Genomic DNA, 18,196 nt, shown 5'->3' on the forward strand with positions numbered 1-18,196 from the left:
ACATCCTGATGATCGGACCCACCGGCGTCGGCAAGACCGAGATCTCGCGCCGCCTCGCCAAGCTGGCGCAGGCGCCCTTCCTCAAGGTCGAGGCGACGAAGTTCACCGAAGTGGGCTATGTTGGCCGCGACGTGGAGCAAATCATTCGCGATCTGGTAGAAGCGGCGATCTTCCAGACCCGCGAGCAGATGCGCGAAGATGTAAAGGCCAAGGCGCACGAGGCCGCCGAGGCGCGCGTCATCTCGGCCATCGCCGGCACCGATGCGCGCGACCAGACCCGCGAGATGTTCCGGCGCAAGCTGAAGGATGGCGAACTCGACGCCACGATGATCGAGATCGAGGTGACCGACACCTCGAACCCGATGCAGGGCATGGACATCCCCGGCCAGCCCGGCGGCATGATGAATTTGGGCGATCTCTTCGGCAAGGCCATGGGCGGCCGCAAGGTCAAGAAGCGGGTCACGGTGGCCGAAAGCTACGCGCTGCTGATCGCCGACGAGGCCGACAAGCTTCTCGACGACGAGACCGTGACCAAGGCCGCGGTCGAGAACGTCGAGCAGAACGGTATCGTGTTCCTCGACGAGATCGACAAGGTCTGCGCCCGCGCCGATGCGCGTGGCGCCGACGTGAGCCGCGAGGGCGTGCAGCGCGACCTGCTGCCGCTGATCGAGGGCACGACCGTCTCGACCAAGCACGGGCCGATCCGCACCGACCACATCCTGTTCATCGCGAGCGGAGCGTTCCACGTGGCCAAGCCTTCGGACCTGCTGCCCGAGCTTCAGGGCCGCCTGCCGATCCGGGTCGAGCTGCGCGCGCTCACCGAAGAGGACTTCGTGCGCATCCTGACCGAGACCGACAACGCGCTGACGCGGCAATACGCGGCGCTGATGGGCACCGAGAAGGTCACGGTCGAATTCACCAAAGGCGGTATCGCGGCGCTGGCGCGGATCGCGGCTGAGGTGAACACCGCCGTCGAGAATATCGGCGCGCGCAGGCTCTATACCGTGCTTGAGCGCGTGTTCGAGGAGCTGAGCTTTACCGCGCCCGACCGCGCGGGTGAGAGCATCGAGGTCGACGAGGCCTTTGTCGAAGAGCACTTGGGCGAGCTGTCGCGGTCGACCGACCTGTCGCGCTACGTGCTCTAGATCTCGCGCCAGACCCCCTTGGCCTTTGCAAAGCGGGCGGTCTGGATGACCTTGAAACGGGGCTGGTTCTCGGCCCCGTATCGCTCCACCTTGATCATGTCCGGCTCGATATGGAGCAGGTTGAAGTTGTTGGTCTCCTCGCGCAGCCGCGACGACAGCCCGGTGCCCGCCTGCACCAGAAGCACGCCCGGCGCAGCCGTCAGCGGTGCCACGGCGGCGTTGTGCAGATGCCCCGAGAGCACCACATCGGCGCCGCAGCGGCCCAGACAGGCAACCGCGGCCCGCGCGCCGCGCATCAGCCGCTTTTCCGTGCCGGGGTCGTGCTCGAGCGGGTGATGCATCATCGCCAGATGCGTACGCCCGTCGACCGCGCCTTCGAAGGCGTTGCAGACCCGACGAATGGTGCGCGAGCTTATCTTGCCCGACTGCCAGGCAAACCGGTTCACGGTGTTGACCCCGACCAACGCCAGTTCCTCGTCGAGAAACTCGGGCTCCAGCTCTTCGTTGATCAAGCTGCGGTAGCGGTGGAACGGTTTGACGAAGCGCAGCCACGGATTGTCGATCGGCGTGTCGTGGTTGCCCGGTACGGTAAGCACCGGCATGTCGAGTTGCGCGATGAAGGCAGCGGCCTGAGCGAACTGGCATTCGCGGGCGCGCTGCGTCAGATCTCCCGAAAACGCCACCACGTCGGGGGCAAGCCGGTTGATCGTCTCGATCAACGGCTCGAGCAGATCCTCGCGGGTGCGACCGAAATGCAGGTCCGAAATATGCAGCACACGCCTCATGCCGCCGACTCGTCGGGAGCTGCCGGGGCAATGATGCGAAACGCGTCGCGGACCATGGTGAACTCGAGCGGTCCCTCCATGAGAAATTTCTCACCATCGCAGGCGACGAGCTGGCGCTGACGCTTGGTGTGGATCACCAGACGGTCGGCGCAGATCAGTTCGAAATCCTCGCCCAGCCGCATCTGTTTGACCGCAAGACGCAGCGCATCCGACAGCAGCCCCATACGGCCCACATCGGGCGTCACGAAGACCGAAAACCCGCCGTTACGTATGCAATCGGCCCCCTGAAGGCCGAAATGTTCGAGCTGGAACGCCGAGCGGGCGGCAAAGACGAGGGGCGTGCGAAAGCGGCGGCGCTGGCCTTCGACCTCGATCTCGACCTTGAGCGGTCTGCGAAAACGCCAGAATGTCTTGAGCACCGACCAATGCGCCGCGATGCGGCGGCGGCCCCAGCGGCGATAGACGGTTTCACGCTCCTTGAGGATCGCGGGATAGACCCCGATGCTGGCGTTGTTGAGAAAGAGCCGCCCGTTCACCGCACCCAGATCGATGGATTGCGAATGTCCGGCGGCGATGACGCGAGCGGCACCCTCGGGGTCTTCGGGGATGCCGTAACCGCGCGCAAAGAAGTTGAAGGTGCCCAAGGGCAGCACGCCCAGCGCGCAGTCCGAGCCGTTGAGCGCCGAAGCCACGGCCATGATCGTGCCGTCGCCGCCCGCGGCCACCACGGTGCCATACCCCTCGCGCACGGCCGCTCGCGCGGTTTCGGCGATGTCGCTGCCCTTCACGTGGCACAACTCCGCCTCGGGGCCGAGCACCTTCATGGCCAGATCGATGGCCTCGGCCTCGCGGCTATTGCGGCCCGAGTGATCGTTGCAGATCACGCGGATGCCGGCCCGGTCCTGGGCGGGTCGGGCAGCGATCGGTTCGGACATGTCCGGTGGACTCCTTGAAGGGTTCGCCCGACAAACGCTTGGAGTCGGGGAAGGTTTCGAACCGCACGGACTTCGCCGTGGCTCTCCATGCTGCCCCAAGGCGCTGAAAGGCGGTCCACCATGAGCTTTGTGCGTTTCGTGCACGACAACGCGTCCTTCCTTGCCGCCGGGGCGCTGCTGAGCTTCGGCTCCTCCTTTGGCCAGACCTTCTTCATCTCGATCTTCGCGGGTGAGATCCGCGAGGATTTCGGGCTGAGCCACGGCGCATGGGGTGGGATCTATACGCTGGGCACCACGCTCTCGGCGCTGGTGATGATCTGGGCGGGCGGGCTGACCGACCGGTTTCGCGCGCGGCGTCTCGGTCCCGCGGCGATGGCGGTTCTCGGCCTCGGCTGCCTTGGCATGGCGGTGCTGCCGGGTGGCTGGGCATGGGCGCTGGTGCCGGTGATCTTCGTGCTGCGCTTTGCGGTGCAGGGGATGATGATCCATATCTCGGTCGTCGCAATGGCGCGCTGGTTCGCCGCCGGGCGGGGCAAGGCGCTGTCGGTGGCCTCGATGGGCGTGGCGCTGGGCCAGGCGGTGCTGCCCGCGCTTTTCGTGGCAGGTCTGGCATGGGCCGACTGGCGCTTGCTCTGGCTCGTCGCCGCCGTGCTGTCGTTTCTGGCCATGCCGCTGGCGCTGCGGCTCCTGCGGCAGGAGCGAACACCGCAGAGCATCGCACATGAGAGCCAGTCCTGGGGCATGGCGGGCCGCCACTGGACCCGCAACGGCGCGGTGACGCATTGGCTGTTCTGGCTGATGGTCCCGGCGCTGCTCGGCCCGCCGGCGTGGGGCACGGCGCTGTTCTTTCAGCAGGTGCATCTGGCCGAGGTGAAGCCATGGAGCCTCGGGCAATGGGTGGCGCTGATGCCGCTGTTCACCGCCCTGACCATCGCCGCCAACTTCGTCACCGGGGCCGCGCTCGACCGGTTCGGGACGGCGCGGCTGATGCCGTTCCTCATGGTTCCTTGGACGTTGGCCTTTCTGGTGCTGTCACAGGCTGACGGGCTGGGCATGGCGGGGCTGGGCCTCGCGGTGCTGGGGATCGGCACAGGGGCGCAGGCGGTGCTGCCAGGTGCCTTCTGGGCAGAGTTCTATGGCACGCGCCATATCGGCGCGATCAAGTCGGCAGCAGCAGCGGTGATGGTGTTCGGCTCGGCGGTGGGACCGGGAATCAGCGGGCTGCTGATCGACCACGGCATCGATTTTCCGGATCAGATGCTGGGCATCGCGGCCTATCTGGGTCTGGCGGGCCTTGTCTCCACCCTTGCCGTGCGGCGGGCGGCGGGCCTGCTGCCCAACGCTGCCACAGTGGCACGCGCGGCCTAGCGGGCGCGGCGCAGATAGACGTAGTAGGCCCCTTCGCCGCCATGACGGATATGCGCCGGGGTGATCTGCAGCACCGCCTGTTTGAGCGGCGAAAGCGCCAACCACTGCGGTACCTGATGACGCAGCACTCCATAGCGCACCGGCATCGGCGCGTCATAGTCGCGCGCACGGCCCTTGCCCGTGATCACAAGAACGAGGCGACGGCCCATGGCCTGGGAGGACAGGATGAAGGCCACGAGTTCGGGATGCGCCTCGGCCAGCGTCATGCCGTGCAGATCGATCCGCGCCTCGGGCTTGAGCTTGCCGCGCGTCATGCGGCCATGCGCCTTGGCATCCATCGCCACGGGGGCCGCGCGCAGCCGGTCGCGCAGACCCGGCAACAGGTCATCGGGGCGCGCGGCGTCGGCCTTCTGGCCCACGTGGAACCGGGGCAGGGGATCGAAGCGCGCGGGCGGGTTGGCCTCTTCGGGGGCGGGCTGTTTGGGCGCGGATACATGTGTGGATTGCGCCGCACGCCGCCGGTGCATCGGCGCGGCCTGGCGCGCGACGCTGTCCCACAGCGCCCGCTCTTCGGGCGACAGATGCCGGGGCCTGCGCGCCATCAGGCCGGGTCGGCCAGCGTCTGCGGCAACATGTCCCAAGCGCGCTGGATCGGCAGCAACACCACCAGCCGCCCCGTGTCACGGGTCCGGCCCGCGCGTTTGCCCGCCATGCGCCCGGTGCCAAAGAAGATATCGGCGCGCTGGGCCCCCTTGATCGCGGAGCCGGTGTCCTGCGCCACCATCAGGCGGCGAAACCGGTCTTCGCCCTCGGTTTCGATCCAGACCGGCGCGCCGAGCGGCACATAGGCGGGATCGATCGCCACCGTGCGCAGCGGCGTGATCGAGCGGTTCATCGCCCCCAGAGGGCCACGCTCGGGCGGCACCTCGTTCACCTCGCGAAAGAACACGTAAGAACGGTTGGTCCAGAGCAGCTCGCGCCCGTCGTTCGGGTTGCGCCGCACCCAGGAGCGGATCACGTCGGCCGAGACCTGATGCGGCTCGTAGACGCCGCGCGCCACAAGCTCCTGACCGATCGAGGAATAGGGCTGGCGGTTGGCCGCGCCATAGCCGAGCCGGATCACCTTGCCGCCCGGAAGCCGCACCCGGCCGGAGCCCTGGATCTGCAGAAAGAACAGCTCGACCGGATCGACATAGGCGATCTCGAGCCCACGGCCGGACAGCGCGCCACCCTGATCGATCTCCTGCCGGGTCAGCCACGGCCCCTCGGAAGGCAGATCGTCGGGCACACGGTAGACCGGCGCGACGTGGCGCCCGTCGGGCACCTCGGAGCCGCGCAGTTCGGGCTCGTAATAGCCGGTAAACAGCGCCTCGCGCCCGTCCTCGATCTGCACCGGTAGAAAGAACAGCTCGAAGAATGCGCGGGCGTCCTCGGTGTCGCGGGCCAGAGCGCACAGCGCCTTCCAGTCGCGATCCCGCAGGTCGCGGCAAGTTTCGAGAAAGGTGTCGAGCGCGGCGCGGTGGTCATCCTCGGCCCAGCCGCTGAGTTGCTCGAACCCGAGCAGCTTGGGGCTCGCCGAGGCGACGAGCGGCAGCCCTAGGGCCAAGGCCAGTGCCGCCGCGCGTCGGATCATTCCCCGGTCGCCACCAGTTTCCAGTTGGGATCGTCGTTGCCCATGACGCGGCCGAAGGTCCAGACATCGCGCTGACGCTTGATCTCGGAGGTCGAGCCTTCGACGATCTCGCCCGCAATGTTGCGCACCACGTAGGTCAGCTCACCGGTAAAGCGCACTGCGATCTCGCCTTCGCGAGTGGCCGGCTCGAAGCTGGCGTCGCGCACCGTGATCTCGCCCAGACCCACGAAGGTCGCCTCGACCTTGAGCCCTTCGCGCTCGCGCGCGGCGATCACCTCGGCGAAGGCCTCGTGCACATCGTCGGACAGAAACGGCTTCACGCTTTCGAGATCGCCGTTCTCGAAGGCCATGAGGATCATCTCATAGGCGCCACGAGCCCCTTGCAGGAACTCGCTAAGGTTGAACGAGCTGTCGGCGGCCTTCATCGCGTAGAGCGCCTTGGCGGTGTCGCTGCCTTCGGGCACATGATCGGTGATATCGCGATCCGGGCCGCCTTCGATCACCTCGAACTCGGGGCGGGGACGGCGCTTTTCAGCCTGCGCAGGAAGGGTCGGCTTTTCGAATCCCTCGCGCGTGCCCAGCACACCGCGCAGCCGCAGGATCAGAAATATCGCGATGCCTGCGAGCACCAGAAGCTGGATGATGGGAGAGTTCATTCGGGGCCTCTTGTCAGCACGGGCCTCGCACCGGACCCATGTGGCACCTATGTAAGCCACGCGAACCTTCAAGTCCACCAACGCCCCGATGCAGATCGTCGCGGGGCGGGACGATCACAGACCTTCGGGAGACCGCCCATGTGGCTCTTCATCGCTTTCCTCGCCGTGCCGCTGATCGAGATCGGCCTTTTCATCCAGATCGGCGGGCTGATCGGGCTCTGGCCGACGCTGCTGATCGTGGTTCTGACCGCGATCGCCGGCACCGCCTTGGTACGCAGTCAGGGGCTTCTTGCGATCGATCGGCTCAAGCGTTCCATGTCCGAGCTGTCCGATCCGTCGCGCCCGCTAGCCGACGGGGCGATGATCCTGTTCGCGGGGGCCTTGCTGCTGACGCCGGGGTTTTTCACCGATGCCTGCGGCTTTGCGCTTTTGGTGCCGGCAGTGCGGTCGCGGGTGTTCCGGATGCTCAAGGACAAGGTGAAGGTCGCCAGCTTCGAGATGGGTCCGCAGCCGCCGCGCGGTCCGCAGGCGCCGCGCGACACGGTGATCGACGGCGAGTTTCAGGAGCTGGGAGAGGGCCGTGCGCCCACGCATCCCTCGGGCTGGACCCGCCATTGAGGGGGGGGCACGGGGCTGCTAGACATTCGTCCAACTGACACCGGAGGAACTTCATGACCGATACGCCAGACGCCCCCGCGGCACCCCAGACCAACGACCAGGCCGCGCAGCAGCCCAAGGTGACGCAGCGCATCGTCGCGCAGTACATCCGCGACATGTCCTTCGAAAACGCGCTGGCGCAGAAGGGCCTCACCGGCGATCTGCAGCCCGAGGTTTCGGTGCAGGTCAACCTCGACGCCCGCAAGCGTGGGGCCGAGGGCCAGTACGAGGTGATCACCAAGCTCAACATCACCTCGAAGGCCAAGGAATCGGGCGAGCCGCTGTTCCTGTTCGAACTCGAGTATGCGGGCGTGTTCCAGATCTCCGGCGTGCCGGACGATCAGCTGCACCCCTATCTGCTGATCGAATGCCCGCGCATGACCTTTCCCTACCTACGCCGGATCGTCTCGGACGTGACGCGCGACGGCGGCTTCCCGCCGCTGAACCTCGAGCAGATCGATTTCCTGCAGCTTTATCGCAACGAGCTTCAGCGTCGCGCCCAGGCGCAGCAGGCCCAGAAGGCCGCAGAGGCCGAGCCGGGCCCGTCGGGCACCGCGTAAGGCCTAGCTGAACCGCTTCCAAAGCGCGCCGTCGCCCAGCTTGCCGATGAATTCGGCATGGGCGGCGGCCTCCTCTGCGGTGGTGCGCTGCGGCAGGGGGGCCGGGCGCGGGCGCGGACGCCAATCGGCCTCCGCCTCACCGCCACGACCCTGCGCCACCTTGAGCGCGAAGTCGGGCTGCCGCCCGCCGATCAATTCCAGATAGACCTCGGCGAGGATTTCGCTGTCCAAGAGCGCGCCGTGCAGCGTGCGCGCGCCGTTGTCGATGCCAAAGCGGCGGCACAGCGCGTCGAGCGAGGCGGGCGAGCCGGGGAACCGCTTGCGCGCGATGGCCAAGGTGTCGAGCGCGCGATCCATCGGAATCTTCGGCTTGTTGACCCAGCCCAGCTCGGCATTGAGGAATTTCATGTCGAAAGCGGCGTTGTGGATCACCAGACGCGCGTCACCGATGAAATCGAGGAAGTCCTGGGCGATGGCCGCGAACTTCGGCTTGTCGCGTAGAAACTCGTCGCCCAGCCCGTGCACCTCGAAGGCGCCTTTGGGCATGGAGCGTTCGGGGTTGATATATTGGTGGTAGGTGCGGCCCGTAGGCATGTGACCTTGCAGCTCGACCGCGCCAATCTCGACGATGCGATCGCCGTCGGCAGGCTCGAATCCGGTGGTTTCGGTGTCGAGAACGATCTCACGCATCGCGCATCTGCCTCCTGATCCGGTCGATGACATCTCGCACGGCGGCGCGGGCCGCGTCGAGGGTCACCGTCTCGATCAGGTAATCGGCACGGGCGCGTTTCTCAACATCCGGCATCTGCCGCGCGAGGATCCTGTCCAATTGCGCACGCGTCATGCCGGGCCGGGCGAGCACGCGCGCCACCTGCACCTCGAGCGGCGCGCTGACCACGACCACCGCGTCCATCTGCGTCTCACCACCGGTCTCGAACAGCAAAGGCACGTCGAGCACCACGATGTCGGAGGTCTGCGCGGCGACAAAGGCCTCGCGGTCGGCCTGCACCAAGGGGTGCACGATGGCCTCGATGCGGGGCAGGGCCGTAGCGTCGCTGGCGATGATCGCCTTGAGCCGGTCACGCGAGACCGCGCCATCCACGATCGCCTCGGGGAACGCCGCGCCCATCGGCCCGACCGCCGCACCGCCTGGGCCATAGAGCCGATGCACGGCGGCGTCCGCGTCCCAGACCGGCAGGCCCGCGTCCGCAAACATCGTGGCCGTCGTCGATTTTCCCATGCCAATGGAGCCGGTGAGGCCGAGGCGAAAGCTCATCCCAGCACCGCCGCGCGCGTCGCCTCCGTGACCTCGGGCGTTGCCCCGAACCAGCGTTCGAACCCCGGCACCGCCTGATGCAGCAGCATGCCAAGCCCGTCGACCGTGCGGCAGCCCCGCGCCCGCGCCGCGATCAGCATCGGCGTGTCGAGCGGCGTGTAAACGAGATCGGTCACCAGCGCCGCGCGGGGCAGGGTGGAAAGGTCGAGATCGAACGGGTCCGCGCCATCCATGCCCAGCGAGGTGGTGTTGACGACCGTGGCCGTGCCGGCGAGGGCCTCAGGCGCCTCGGACCAGTCGATCACGCGGATTTTCGGCCCGAAGGCGTCGGCCAACGCCTCGGCGCGGGCGCGGGTGCGGTTGGTAAGACGGATTTCGGGCGCGCCGGCGTCGATCAGCGCATCGAGCACGGCGCGCGCGGCACCACCCGCACCCAGCACTACCGCCGGGCCATCGGCGGCGGACCAGCCCGGTGCCGATTGCCGCAGGTTCTCGACAAAGCCATAACCGTCGGTGTTGTCGGCATGAATGCCGTCCTCGCGGAAGGTCAGCGTGTTGGCCGCACCGATGCGGCGCGCGCGGTCGCCGATATGATCGGCGATCTCGAACGCCGCGAGCTTGTGCGGCAGCGTCACATTGATGCCGCGAAACCCCATGCGGGGCAGGGCGCGCACGGCCTGCGCAAAATCGGCAGGCTCGATGTGCAGCGGTATGTAATGCCCCGCGATCCCCATGGCACCGAGCCAATGCGCAAAGAGTCGGGGCGAGCGGGAGTGGGCGATCGGGGCGCCGATGACCCCGGCCAGTGGAATGCGATGCGCGCTCATCGTTGCAGATCTCCCCTTAGAACCAGCCAGTTGATCAATTCGACCAAGGGCAGGCCCAGCACCGTGAAATAATCGCCCATAACCCGCACGAAGAGGCGCACGCCCTCTTCCTCGAGCTTGTAGCCACCAACCGAATGGCGGATCGAGTCCCAGTTGCGATCGACGTAATCGCGCAGGTAATCCTCCGAGCACTTGGCCATGTCGAGCCGAACCACACCGACGTGACGCCAGATCGGCTCCCCGTCGAGGCAAACGACCGCGGCGGACAAAAGCTGGTGCGTGCGACCGGACAGGCGCATGAGTTGATCGAGCGCGACCTCGGGGCTTTCGGGCTTGGAAAAGACCTCTCCGCCGAGCGCCAGAACCTGATCGCAGCCCAGCACCAAGGCGCCGGGGCGGCGGGCCGCGACCTTGAGGGCCTTCATCTCCGCGAGCTTGTCGGCGAGATCGCGCGGCGGCGCGCCTTCGGCCAGAAGGGCCGCCTTCAGCGCCGCCTCATCAATGCGGGCCTTCTCGATCTCGAACGGGATCGCGGCCCCCTTGAGAAGGCTGGCGCGGATCTCCGAGCCGGAGGCGAGAACGAGCGTTTGGGTCATGGCTGGCCTGTGGACGAATCTAGGGAGGAATCGGGATCGAATCATAAGGACGACTCGGTGGAGAGTTGTGACCCCTGTCGGGACTCGGGACAACCCGGGTGAGTCGCCCGTGCGACTCAGCGAGTTATCCACGGGGGACGAGGACAAGAGGGTCGCTGGGGGCAATTGTGGGCAAATACCCGAGTCAAGATTGCGACTCGGGCCGGAAGGGCGGCAAGTCGTAAATTTTTTTCACTTAAGTATATATACTTAACCGATGTAGCCGAGTCGTTCCGCAGCCTCGCCGAGTCCACCTAGCCTGTGGACGACTCTGGGGACAGGGCATCAACTGCCGCTTATCCACTGCCCTACTACCCTCATCATCTTTTCTTTTATCCTTATTCATTTGAGAAGGAGCCGGTCCGAGAAAGGGATCGAGATGACCGAATTCTTCGCCAGCGCCTATCCGTGGATAAAGACGGGACACATCCTGTCCTTCGTGGCGTGGATGGCCGGAATGTTCTATCTGCCACGGCTCTTCGTCTACCACGCGGAGCGGGCCAAGAAGGGCTCGGATCTCGATACGACGTTCCAGATCATGGAGCGCAAGCTGCTCAAGCTGATCATGACCCCGGCGATGATCTCGACATGGCTCTTCGGGGGGCTGCTGATCTCCACCGGGGTCGTCGACTGGTCGCAGGGCTGGCCCTGGATCAAGGTGGCGGCAGTGCTGGCGATGACGGGGATGCACGGGTGGCTGTCGAAGCGCCTCAAGGAGTTTGCGGCCGGGACCAACACCCGCACCGGCCGCAGCTACCGCATCGCCAACGAGGTGCCGACGCTGCTGCTTTTGGTGATCGTGGTGGCGGTGGTGGTGCGGCCGTTCTGAGGCGCGCGTCGCGGGGCATCCCGCTCAGCGGCGTTGACGCGCGACTTATCCACGCCTAAGACTTCTCGCGCTTGCCCGTCCGGGCGAAGCGATTCCATTTTCACGACTGACAAGAGCGGCCCGAGGGTCGCCGCAGGATCGTTGCATGTCCCAGGACCGCCTGAACCTCGCCGACCTCAAGGCGCAAAGCCCGAAGGATCTTCTCTCGCTGGCTGAAGAGCTGGAGATCGAGAACGCCTCGACGATGCGCAAGGGCGACATGATGTTCGCCATCCTCAAGGAGCGGGCCGAGGAAGACTGGGTCATCGGTGGCGATGGCGTGCTCGAGGTGCTGCAAGACGGCTTCGGCTTCCTGCGTAGCCCCGAGGCCAACTACCTTCCCGGCCCCGACGACATCTATGTGTCCCCCGACATGATCCGCCAGTTCAGCCTAAGCACCGGCGACACCGTCGAAGGGGTGATCGCCGAGCCGAACGAGACCGAGCGGTATTTCGCGCTGCGCAGCGTCGAGAAGATCAACTTCGAGGATCCCGAGCGGGCACGTCACAAGGTCGCCTTCGAGAACCTGACGCCGCTTTATCCCGATGAGCGCCTGAAGATGGAGGTCGAGAACGAGGCCGCCACCAAGGATCGCTCGGCGCGGATCATCGATCTCGTCTCGCCGATCGGCAAGGGCCAGCGTTCGCTCATCGTGGCGCCGCCGCGCACCGGCAAGACCGTGCTGCTGCAGAACATCGCCAACTCGATCGAGAAGAACCACCCCGAGTGCTATCTCATCGTGCTGCTCATCGACGAGCGGCCCGAGGAGGTCACCGACATGCAGCGCAGCGTGAAGGGCGAGGTCGTCTCCTCGACCTTCGACGAGCCAGCGACGCGGCACGTGGCGGTGTCCGAGATGGTGATCGAGAAGGCCAAGCGCCTCGTCGAGCACAAGCGCGACGTGGTGATCCTGCTCGATTCGATCACGCGATTGGGTCGTGCCTTCAACACCACCGTGCCATCCTCGGGCAAGGTGCTGACCGGTGGCGTCGACGCCAACGCGCTGCAGCGCCCCAAGCGGTTCTTCGGTGCGGCTCGCAACATCGAAGAAGGTGGCTCGCTCACCATCATCGCCACCGCTCTGATCGACACCGGCAGCCGCATGGACGAGGTGATCTTCGAAGAATTCAAGGGCACCGGCAACTCCGAGATCGTGCTCGACCGCAAGGTGGCCGACAAGCGCGTCTTCCCGGCGATGGACATCCTCAAGTCCGGCACCCGCAAGGAAGAGCTGCTGGTCGAGAAGATCGACCTTCAGAAGACCTATGTTCTGCGCCGCATCCTCAACCCCATGGGTACCACGGATGCGATCGAGTTCCTGATCTCGAAGCTCAAGCAGACCAAGACCAACACGGATTTCTTCGATTCCATGAACACCTGACGCAAGAGCGCGAGGCATGGCCATGGATACGATCTATGCCCTGGCGACGGCACGGGGGCGCGCAGGCGTCGCCGTGATCCGCATTTCGGGGCCAATGGCCCATGCTGCGGCCGAGCGGTTGACTGGACCGCTTCCTGAACATGGGCGTGGCCTTCGGCTCGTGCGAGATGCGGCAGGGGAGGTGCTGGACGAAGCGCTGGTCCTGACCTTTGCCGAGGGACGCAGCTTTACGGGCGCCCGGGTTGTGGAGCTGCATCTGCATGGCAGCCGAGCCGTGATCGATGTCGTATTGAAAGAGCTTGCCGACGCCCCGGAACTTCGGATGGCACAGGCTGGCGAGTTCACCCGACAGGCGTTGGAGAGCGGTCGGCTCGATCTCTCGCAAGTCGAGGGACTTGCGGATCTCGTCGATGCCGAGACCGAAGCGCAGCGCCGGCAAGCGATGCGCGTGATGGCGGGCGGGCTTGGCCAGAAGGCCGACCTCTGGAAGCGCGATCTGCTTCGGGCCATGGCGCTGCTGGAGGCCGTGATCGACTTTGCCGACGAAGATGTGCCGGTCGATGTCACGCCGGAGGTGACCGCGACGCTTCGACGGTGTCAGCAGGCCATGCAGACCGAAATGGATGGTGTCAGCGCGGCTGAACGGATCAGGGACGGCTTCGAGGTTGCTATCATCGGTGCGCCGAACATGGGCAAGTCGACGCTGCTCAACCACCTTGCCGGGCGCGAGGCGGCGATCATTTCGGACGTTCCGGGAACGACCCGAGACGTGATCGAGGTTCGCATGGATCTCAAGGGACTGCCTGTAACGCTTCTAGATACTGCTGGTCTCAGAGAATCGACAGATGCAGTGGAGGCGATCGGCATCGCTCGGGCGCGACAGCGGGCCAAGGACGCGGATGTCAGGGTTCATCTGGTTCTCCCCGAGGATTTCTCTCAAACTGCTCAGGGTCCGAACGATATCGTTCGCGTTGGACGGTCTGATCGTTATGATATTGATATAGAAGGCGTTTCTGGACTGACCGGGGAGGGGGTCGATCGCCTCCTTACGGAAATTTCCGAGCGTTTGGCGGCACGGACACTTGGTGCCGGGGTCGCCATTCGGGAGCGTCACCGCGAAGCTCTCAGCGCAGGCATCGATCACTTGGATCGGTGTTTGGCGCTTGTAAGTGGTATGAGCGAAACTCTTGATCTAGCCGCTGAGGAGCTTCGGCTTGCGGTCAGGGCGCTTGACACTCTGGTCGGTCGGGTTGATGTGGAAGATATCCTGGGCGAAATATTTTCGAGCTTCTGCATCGGCAAATAGGGGGTGTTTCACGTGAAACATGAGACCTACGATATCATCGTGGTGGGCGGAGGCCATGCCGGCGTCGAAGCCGCCGCAATCGCCAGCCGAATGGGCGCGCGCACGGCGTTGATTACGATGAAAGCCGCGACCATCGGCGTCATGTCATGCAATCCGGCCATCGGTGGCCTGGGCAAAGGACATCTGGTCCGGGAAATCGACGCTCTCGACGGGCTGATGGGTCGTGTGGCCGATGCCGCTGGCATCCAATTCCGCCTCTTGAACCGCAAGAAAGGACCGGCGGTCCAAGGACCGAGGCTTCAAGCCGATCGAAAACTGTACCAGAACGAGATGCAACGCCAACTCGCACAGATCGAGCTGCTGGATATCATCGAAGGCGAAGTATTCGATCTCGTTCAAGAGAGCGGGCGGATTAGCGGAGTCGACCTGCAGGACGGGACGCGGATCCGGGCGGGAGCAGTCGTGCTCACGACGGGTACCTTCTTGCGGGGGATCCTCCACTTCGGCGCAGAAACCCGGGCCGGGGGGCGTATGGGAGACGATGCGTCTAACCGGCTGGCTGATCGCATCATGAACTTCGGTATGCAGATGGGTCGGCTGAAAACCGGAACACCTGCGCGACTGAACGGGCGCACGATCGACTGGTCTCGGCTCGAACTACAACCGGGTGACGATGACCCGGTGATGCTTTCGTTCTTGAATGATCGGCCGCAGGCGCGTCAGATCTCTTGCGCCATTACGCATACGAACGAGGCCGCTCACGAGATCATCCGAGCGAACCTTGCAAAGTCTGCGATGCATAGCGGCAATATCACCGGTTCCGGACCTCGCTATTGCCCTTCGATCGAAGACAAAGTCGTGCGCTTTGCGGAGAAGGAAAGCCATCAGGTATTTCTTGAGCCTGAAGGGCTTGATACAGATACGGTGTATCCGAACGGCATCTCCACCTCGCTGCCGCTTGACGTCCAGGAAAGCTTTATCCGGAGCATGCTCGGGTTGGAGAATGTCGAGATCGAGCAGCCGGGTTACGCGATTGAGTATGACTTCATTGATCCGCGCGCTCTTAACGCGAGCTTGGAACTCAAGGAGGTTCCTGGACTATATCTGGCTGGTCAGATCAACGGCACTACCGGCTATGAAGAGGCGGGTGCACAGGGCTGCGCTGCGGGTGCCGCCGCCGCCGCCGCTGTCCTGCAGCGCGAACCTATCTCCTTCAGTCGTACCAGTTCCTATATCGGGGTTATGATCGATGATTTGATCACCCGGGGTGTGACGGAGCCTTATCGCATGTTCACCTCGCGAGCCGAGTTCCGGCTGTCCCTCAGAGCTGATAACGCGGACCAGCGCTTGACCGAGGCGGGGCGCGCCGCGGGCTGTATTGATGACATGCGCTGGAGCCTGTTTCAGGCGAAGATGGATCGGCTGCAGGCGGGGCAGTCTTTGCTCGAAAGCAGGAAGTTCGCGACCGCTGAACTGGCAAAGCGTGGGGCGAAGTTGAATCCGGATCGTCGCGCCAAGACTGGTTTGGAAGCGCTCGCATTGACCGAGGTCGACTTTGGTATGCTCTTGGACATCGATGAGACACTTTCACAGATCGATCCGGTGACGGCCGTTCAGCTGAAGAGCGAAGCGACCTACGCCGCCTACTTGCAGCGCCAGGATCGTGACGCGGAATCGATCCGGCGCGACGAGGGTCGCCTGTTGCCCGCTGATCTCAACTATTCGGAGATCCCCGGATTGTCGACGGAGCTGCGTAGCAAGCTTGAAAGCAGGCGTCCGCGCTCCATCGGCGAAGCTGGGCGGATCGAAGGGATGACTGCCGCGGGCCTGTTGTTGCTGATGGGCGCCAGTCGCCGGGCGGCTGCTTGATGACGGCTACAGCTGATCGAGCTTTGACTGCGGCTGATGTTTCACGTGAAACAGCTGAGAAGTTGGCGAGCTATTCTGAGCTCGTGAGAAAGTGGTCGCCGGCCATCAATCTAGTCTCGCGAAGCGACCTCGAACATCTCGAGCAACGCCACATCCTCGACAGCCTCCAATTGAGTCACTTTCTCCCCAAAACCAAGGCCAACTGGACCGATATCGGGTCCGGCGGAGGGCTCCCGGGCATTGTTCTCGCGATCGTCGCCAAAGAAAAATCGCCCGAGGTCAGCTTTCAACTGATTGAGAGCGATCAGCGAAAGGCCGCATTTCTACGTACTGCAGCGAGAACACTTGAGCTTAACGTTAAAGTCCATGCCAGTCGCTCCGAAGACCTCAAACCGTTGAATGCTGATGTCGTCAGCGCCCGAGCACTGGGGTCATTGAAATTGCTGTTGGGGCATACATCACGCCATCTCGGCCCAAACGGACGCGGCCTGTTCATGAAAGGCCGAAATCATGACGAAGAGATCATCGAGGCCAAAAAGAGCTGGTCGTTCGAAGTCGAACGCTTCGTCAGCCTTACCGATGACGCCGCGCGTATCCTGCTCATAAGTGATCTGCACCATGTCTGACACCTGCCGCATTATCGCATTGGCGAACCAAAAGGGCGGCGTCGGAAAGACCACGACCGCGATCAACCTCGGCGCAGCCTTGGCCAAAGCAGGACGCAAGGTGCTGCTGATCGATATGGATCCGCAAGGCAACGCCTCGACGGGTCTTGGTCTGGCAAGAGGTGATCGCCGCTCAACGACCTATGATCTATTGCTCGGCAGCGATCCTGCCAGCGATGGCATCCACGGCACGCAGGTTTACGGTCTCGACATCATTCCCGCAACCACGGACCTCAGTTCCGCAGACGTCGATCTCATGGCCTCAAGCGATCGAAGCCGAACCCTCAAAAAGCGGCTCGATGAACTACTTCGGGATCGGGACGGTTATCACTATGTCCTTATCGATTGCCCGCCCGCGCTCAATCTTCTTACCATCAACGCCATGGTCGCGGCCGGGTCCGTCATCGTGCCGCTCCAAAGCGAGTTCTTCGCGCTCGAAGGTCTGTCACAACTCATGCTGACGCTCCGTGAAGTGCGCGGTTCCGCGAACGAAGGACTGCGTATCGAGGGGATCGTCCTGACCATGTACGATCGGCGCAACAACCTCTCGCAGCAAGTAGAAGCCGACGCTCGCCAAACATTGGGCGATCTGGTGTTCACGACAGTGATCCCGCGCAATGTTAGGTTGAGCGAGGCACCGTCTCATGCGATGCCGGTCCTCGACTATGACCCCGCCTGTGCGGGAACAAAGGCCTATCTCGATCTGGCCGCAGAAGTGATCCAACGGGAGGGGTGAAGTCGGACATGGTTGAAAAGCAAAAAGCGCGCGGTCTGGGCAGGGGGCTTTCGGCTCTCATGGCCGACGTGACCCACGATCAAAGCACCGCAGAGCAGGCGAGGCGCCCCGACATGATGGTTCCGATCGAGAATATCCGTCCTAACCCGGATCAGCCCCGGCGCCATTTCGACGAAACCGCGCTGAACGAACTGGCGTCCTCGATCCGCGAAAAGGGTGTCATCCAGCCGCTGATCGTCCGGCGTGACCCCAACCGCGAAGGCTACTTCGAGATCGTCGCGGGTGAGCGCCGCTGGCGGGCGTCCCAGCTGGCAAACCTGCACGAACTGCCCGTGCTCATCCGCGAATACAGCGACACCGAAGTTCTCGAAGTCGCAATCATCGAGAACATCCAACGCGCCGATCTCAACGCGATCGACGAGGCCGCCGGATACAGGCAGTTGATGGACCGCTTCGGTCACACTCAGGAGCAGCTGGCAAGCGCTCTCGGCAAAAGCCGGAGCCATATCGCCAACCTCATGCGGCTCCTGTCATTGCCTGACGACGTGCAGGACATGCTCACCTCGGGCCAGCTGACGGCGGGGCATGCGCGGACCTTGGTCGGCAATGAACATGCCTCCAGCCTTGCGCGACAGATTTTGCTCAAGGGCATGTCGGTTCGCGACGCGGAGTCTCTCGTGCGCAAGCCGGGCAAAATTCCGAGCCCGAGAGCGGCACGCAAGTCTTCCAAGGATGCCGACACCATTCAGATCGAAAGCGATATCGCAGCAACTCTGAAAATGCCGGTGAGCATCGACCACGATGCGCAGGGCGAAGGTGGCAAGGTCACGTTGAAATACCGTGACCTTGAGCAACTCGATGATCTGTTGAGACTACTTTCCGGAGCCTGAGCCA

Annotated in this window: 20 protein-coding genes; 11 read left to right on the top strand and 9 right to left on the bottom strand. The window is 64.2% G+C overall.

Features of this window, described 5'->3' with window-relative positions; translation table 11 throughout:
* Positions 1-1,145: ATP-dependent protease ATPase subunit HslU (gene hslU / locus AADJ02_RS17355; protein WP_341214263.1), on the top strand; the 1,145-nt coding region annotated here is incomplete at its 5' end.
* On the opposite strand, the gene AADJ02_RS17360 is transcribed toward hslU, so the two are convergent.
* The gene (locus tag AADJ02_RS17360) at positions 1,142-1,930 is read right to left on the bottom strand and encodes a metallophosphoesterase (protein ID WP_341214264.1); all 789 of its coding nucleotides are present in this window, start codon (positions 1,928-1,930) and stop codon (positions 1,142-1,144) included. The genes hslU and AADJ02_RS17360 overlap by 4 nt on opposite strands.
* The gene (locus tag AADJ02_RS17365) at positions 1,927-2,865 is read right to left on the bottom strand and encodes a diacylglycerol kinase family protein (RefSeq protein ID WP_341214265.1); all 939 of its coding nucleotides are present in this window, start codon (positions 2,863-2,865) and stop codon (positions 1,927-1,929) included. Before AADJ02_RS17365 ends, AADJ02_RS17360 begins: the two co-directional genes overlap by 4 nt.
* 120 nt (positions 2,866-2,985) lie before the next feature.
* Between AADJ02_RS17365 and AADJ02_RS17370 the strand changes: the two genes are divergently transcribed.
* Positions 2,986-4,233 (top strand): MFS transporter, encoded by a 1,248-nt coding sequence (locus tag AADJ02_RS17370; RefSeq protein ID WP_341214266.1) that lies wholly within the window; start codon positions 2,986-2,988, stop codon positions 4,231-4,233.
* Here the strand turns inward: AADJ02_RS17370 and AADJ02_RS17375 are convergent.
* Genes AADJ02_RS17375 through AADJ02_RS17385 form a run of 3 tightly spaced genes read right to left on the bottom strand, consistent with a single transcriptional unit; the run spans position 4,230 to position 6,522 of the window.
* The gene (locus AADJ02_RS17375) at positions 4,230-4,835 is read right to left on the bottom strand and encodes a Smr/MutS family protein (RefSeq protein WP_341214267.1); all 606 of its coding nucleotides are present in this window, start codon (positions 4,833-4,835) and stop codon (positions 4,230-4,232) included. The genes AADJ02_RS17370 and AADJ02_RS17375 overlap by 4 nt on opposite strands.
* Positions 4,835-5,866, bottom strand: coding sequence for a murein transglycosylase A (locus tag AADJ02_RS17380; protein ID WP_341214268.1), 1,032 nt, complete (start codon positions 5,864-5,866; stop codon positions 4,835-4,837). The genes AADJ02_RS17375 and AADJ02_RS17380 overlap by 1 nt, the downstream gene beginning before the upstream one ends.
* On the bottom strand, positions 5,863-6,522 hold the full coding sequence (locus AADJ02_RS17385; RefSeq protein ID WP_341214269.1) for a Tim44/TimA family putative adaptor protein: 660 nt from the start codon (positions 6,520-6,522) through the stop codon (positions 5,863-5,865). Before AADJ02_RS17385 ends, AADJ02_RS17380 begins: the two co-directional genes overlap by 4 nt.
* A 138-nt stretch (positions 6,523-6,660) precedes the next feature.
* On the opposite strand from AADJ02_RS17385, the gene AADJ02_RS17390 reads away from it, so the two are divergent.
* Both AADJ02_RS17390 and secB read left to right on the top strand, forming a co-directional pair.
* Complete coding sequence (locus AADJ02_RS17390) at positions 6,661-7,140, top strand: FxsA family protein (protein WP_341214270.1); 480 nt, start codon at positions 6,661-6,663, stop codon at positions 7,138-7,140.
* A 53-nt stretch (positions 7,141-7,193) separates the two neighbouring features.
* A complete protein-coding gene (gene secB, locus AADJ02_RS17395) occupies positions 7,194-7,739 on the top strand; it encodes a protein-export chaperone SecB (RefSeq protein ID WP_341214271.1) in 546 nt (181 codons plus the stop codon).
* A 3-nt stretch (positions 7,740-7,742) separates the two neighbouring features.
* Here secB and dnaQ read toward each other — a convergent pair whose 3' ends face one another.
* The 4 genes from dnaQ to AADJ02_RS17415 are packed head-to-tail and all read right to left on the bottom strand — an operon-like array spanning position 7,743 to position 10,438.
* Positions 7,743-8,429 (bottom strand): DNA polymerase III subunit epsilon, encoded by a 687-nt coding sequence (gene dnaQ, locus AADJ02_RS17400; protein ID WP_341214272.1) that lies wholly within the window; start codon positions 8,427-8,429, stop codon positions 7,743-7,745.
* Positions 8,422-9,015 carry a dephospho-CoA kinase gene (gene coaE / locus AADJ02_RS17405; RefSeq protein WP_341214273.1) on the bottom strand — a complete coding sequence of 198 codons (594 nt, stop codon included), beginning with the start codon at positions 9,013-9,015 and terminating at the stop codon, positions 8,422-8,424. The genes dnaQ and coaE overlap by 8 nt, the downstream gene beginning before the upstream one ends.
* The gene (locus tag AADJ02_RS17410) at positions 9,012-9,842 is read right to left on the bottom strand and encodes a shikimate dehydrogenase (RefSeq protein WP_341214274.1); all 831 of its coding nucleotides are present in this window, start codon (positions 9,840-9,842) and stop codon (positions 9,012-9,014) included. Before AADJ02_RS17410 ends, coaE begins: the two co-directional genes overlap by 4 nt.
* Positions 9,839-10,438: a nucleoside triphosphate pyrophosphatase gene (locus AADJ02_RS17415; RefSeq protein ID WP_341214275.1), complete on the bottom strand. Its 600-nt coding sequence runs from the start codon at positions 10,436-10,438 to the stop codon at positions 9,839-9,841. The genes AADJ02_RS17410 and AADJ02_RS17415 overlap by 4 nt, the downstream gene beginning before the upstream one ends.
* A gap of 418 nt (positions 10,439-10,856) precedes the next feature.
* On the opposite strand from AADJ02_RS17415, the gene hemJ reads away from it, so the two are divergent.
* The 7 genes from hemJ (at position 10,857) to AADJ02_RS17450 (ending at position 18,192) form a co-directional block, all read left to right on the top strand.
* Positions 10,857-11,306 carry a protoporphyrinogen oxidase HemJ gene (hemJ, locus tag AADJ02_RS17420; RefSeq protein ID WP_341214276.1) on the top strand — a complete coding sequence of 150 codons (450 nt, stop codon included), beginning with the start codon at positions 10,857-10,859 and terminating at the stop codon, positions 11,304-11,306.
* A 145-nt stretch (positions 11,307-11,451) separates the two neighbouring features.
* On the top strand, positions 11,452-12,726 hold the full coding sequence (gene rho, locus AADJ02_RS17425; protein ID WP_341214277.1) for a transcription termination factor Rho: 1,275 nt from the start codon (positions 11,452-11,454) through the stop codon (positions 12,724-12,726).
* Between the two features lie 22 nt (positions 12,727-12,748).
* Positions 12,749-14,032 carry a tRNA uridine-5-carboxymethylaminomethyl(34) synthesis GTPase MnmE gene (mnmE, locus tag AADJ02_RS17430; RefSeq protein ID WP_341214311.1) on the top strand — a complete coding sequence of 428 codons (1,284 nt, stop codon included), beginning with the start codon at positions 12,749-12,751 and terminating at the stop codon, positions 14,030-14,032.
* Between the two features lie 3 nt (positions 14,033-14,035).
* Positions 14,036-15,901 (top strand): tRNA uridine-5-carboxymethylaminomethyl(34) synthesis enzyme MnmG, encoded by a 1,866-nt coding sequence (mnmG, locus tag AADJ02_RS17435; protein WP_341214278.1) that lies wholly within the window; start codon positions 14,036-14,038, stop codon positions 15,899-15,901.
* Positions 15,901-16,527, top strand: a complete 627-nt coding sequence (gene rsmG, locus AADJ02_RS17440; RefSeq protein WP_341214279.1) for a 16S rRNA (guanine(527)-N(7))-methyltransferase RsmG — start codon at positions 15,901-15,903, stop codon at positions 16,525-16,527. The genes mnmG and rsmG overlap by 1 nt, the downstream gene beginning before the upstream one ends.
* Positions 16,520-17,302, top strand: coding sequence for a ParA family protein (locus AADJ02_RS17445; protein ID WP_341214280.1), 783 nt, complete (start codon positions 16,520-16,522; stop codon positions 17,300-17,302). The genes rsmG and AADJ02_RS17445 overlap by 8 nt, the downstream gene beginning before the upstream one ends.
* Before the next feature lie 8 nt (positions 17,303-17,310).
* Positions 17,311-18,192, top strand: coding sequence for a ParB/RepB/Spo0J family partition protein (locus AADJ02_RS17450; RefSeq protein ID WP_341214281.1), 882 nt, complete (start codon positions 17,311-17,313; stop codon positions 18,190-18,192).
* The last annotated feature ends 4 nt before the right edge of the window (positions 18,193-18,196 follow it).

It is taken from the genome of uncultured Limimaricola sp. (assembly GCF_964022235.1).
GTDB lineage: Bacteria > Pseudomonadota > Alphaproteobacteria > Rhodobacterales > Rhodobacteraceae > Limimaricola.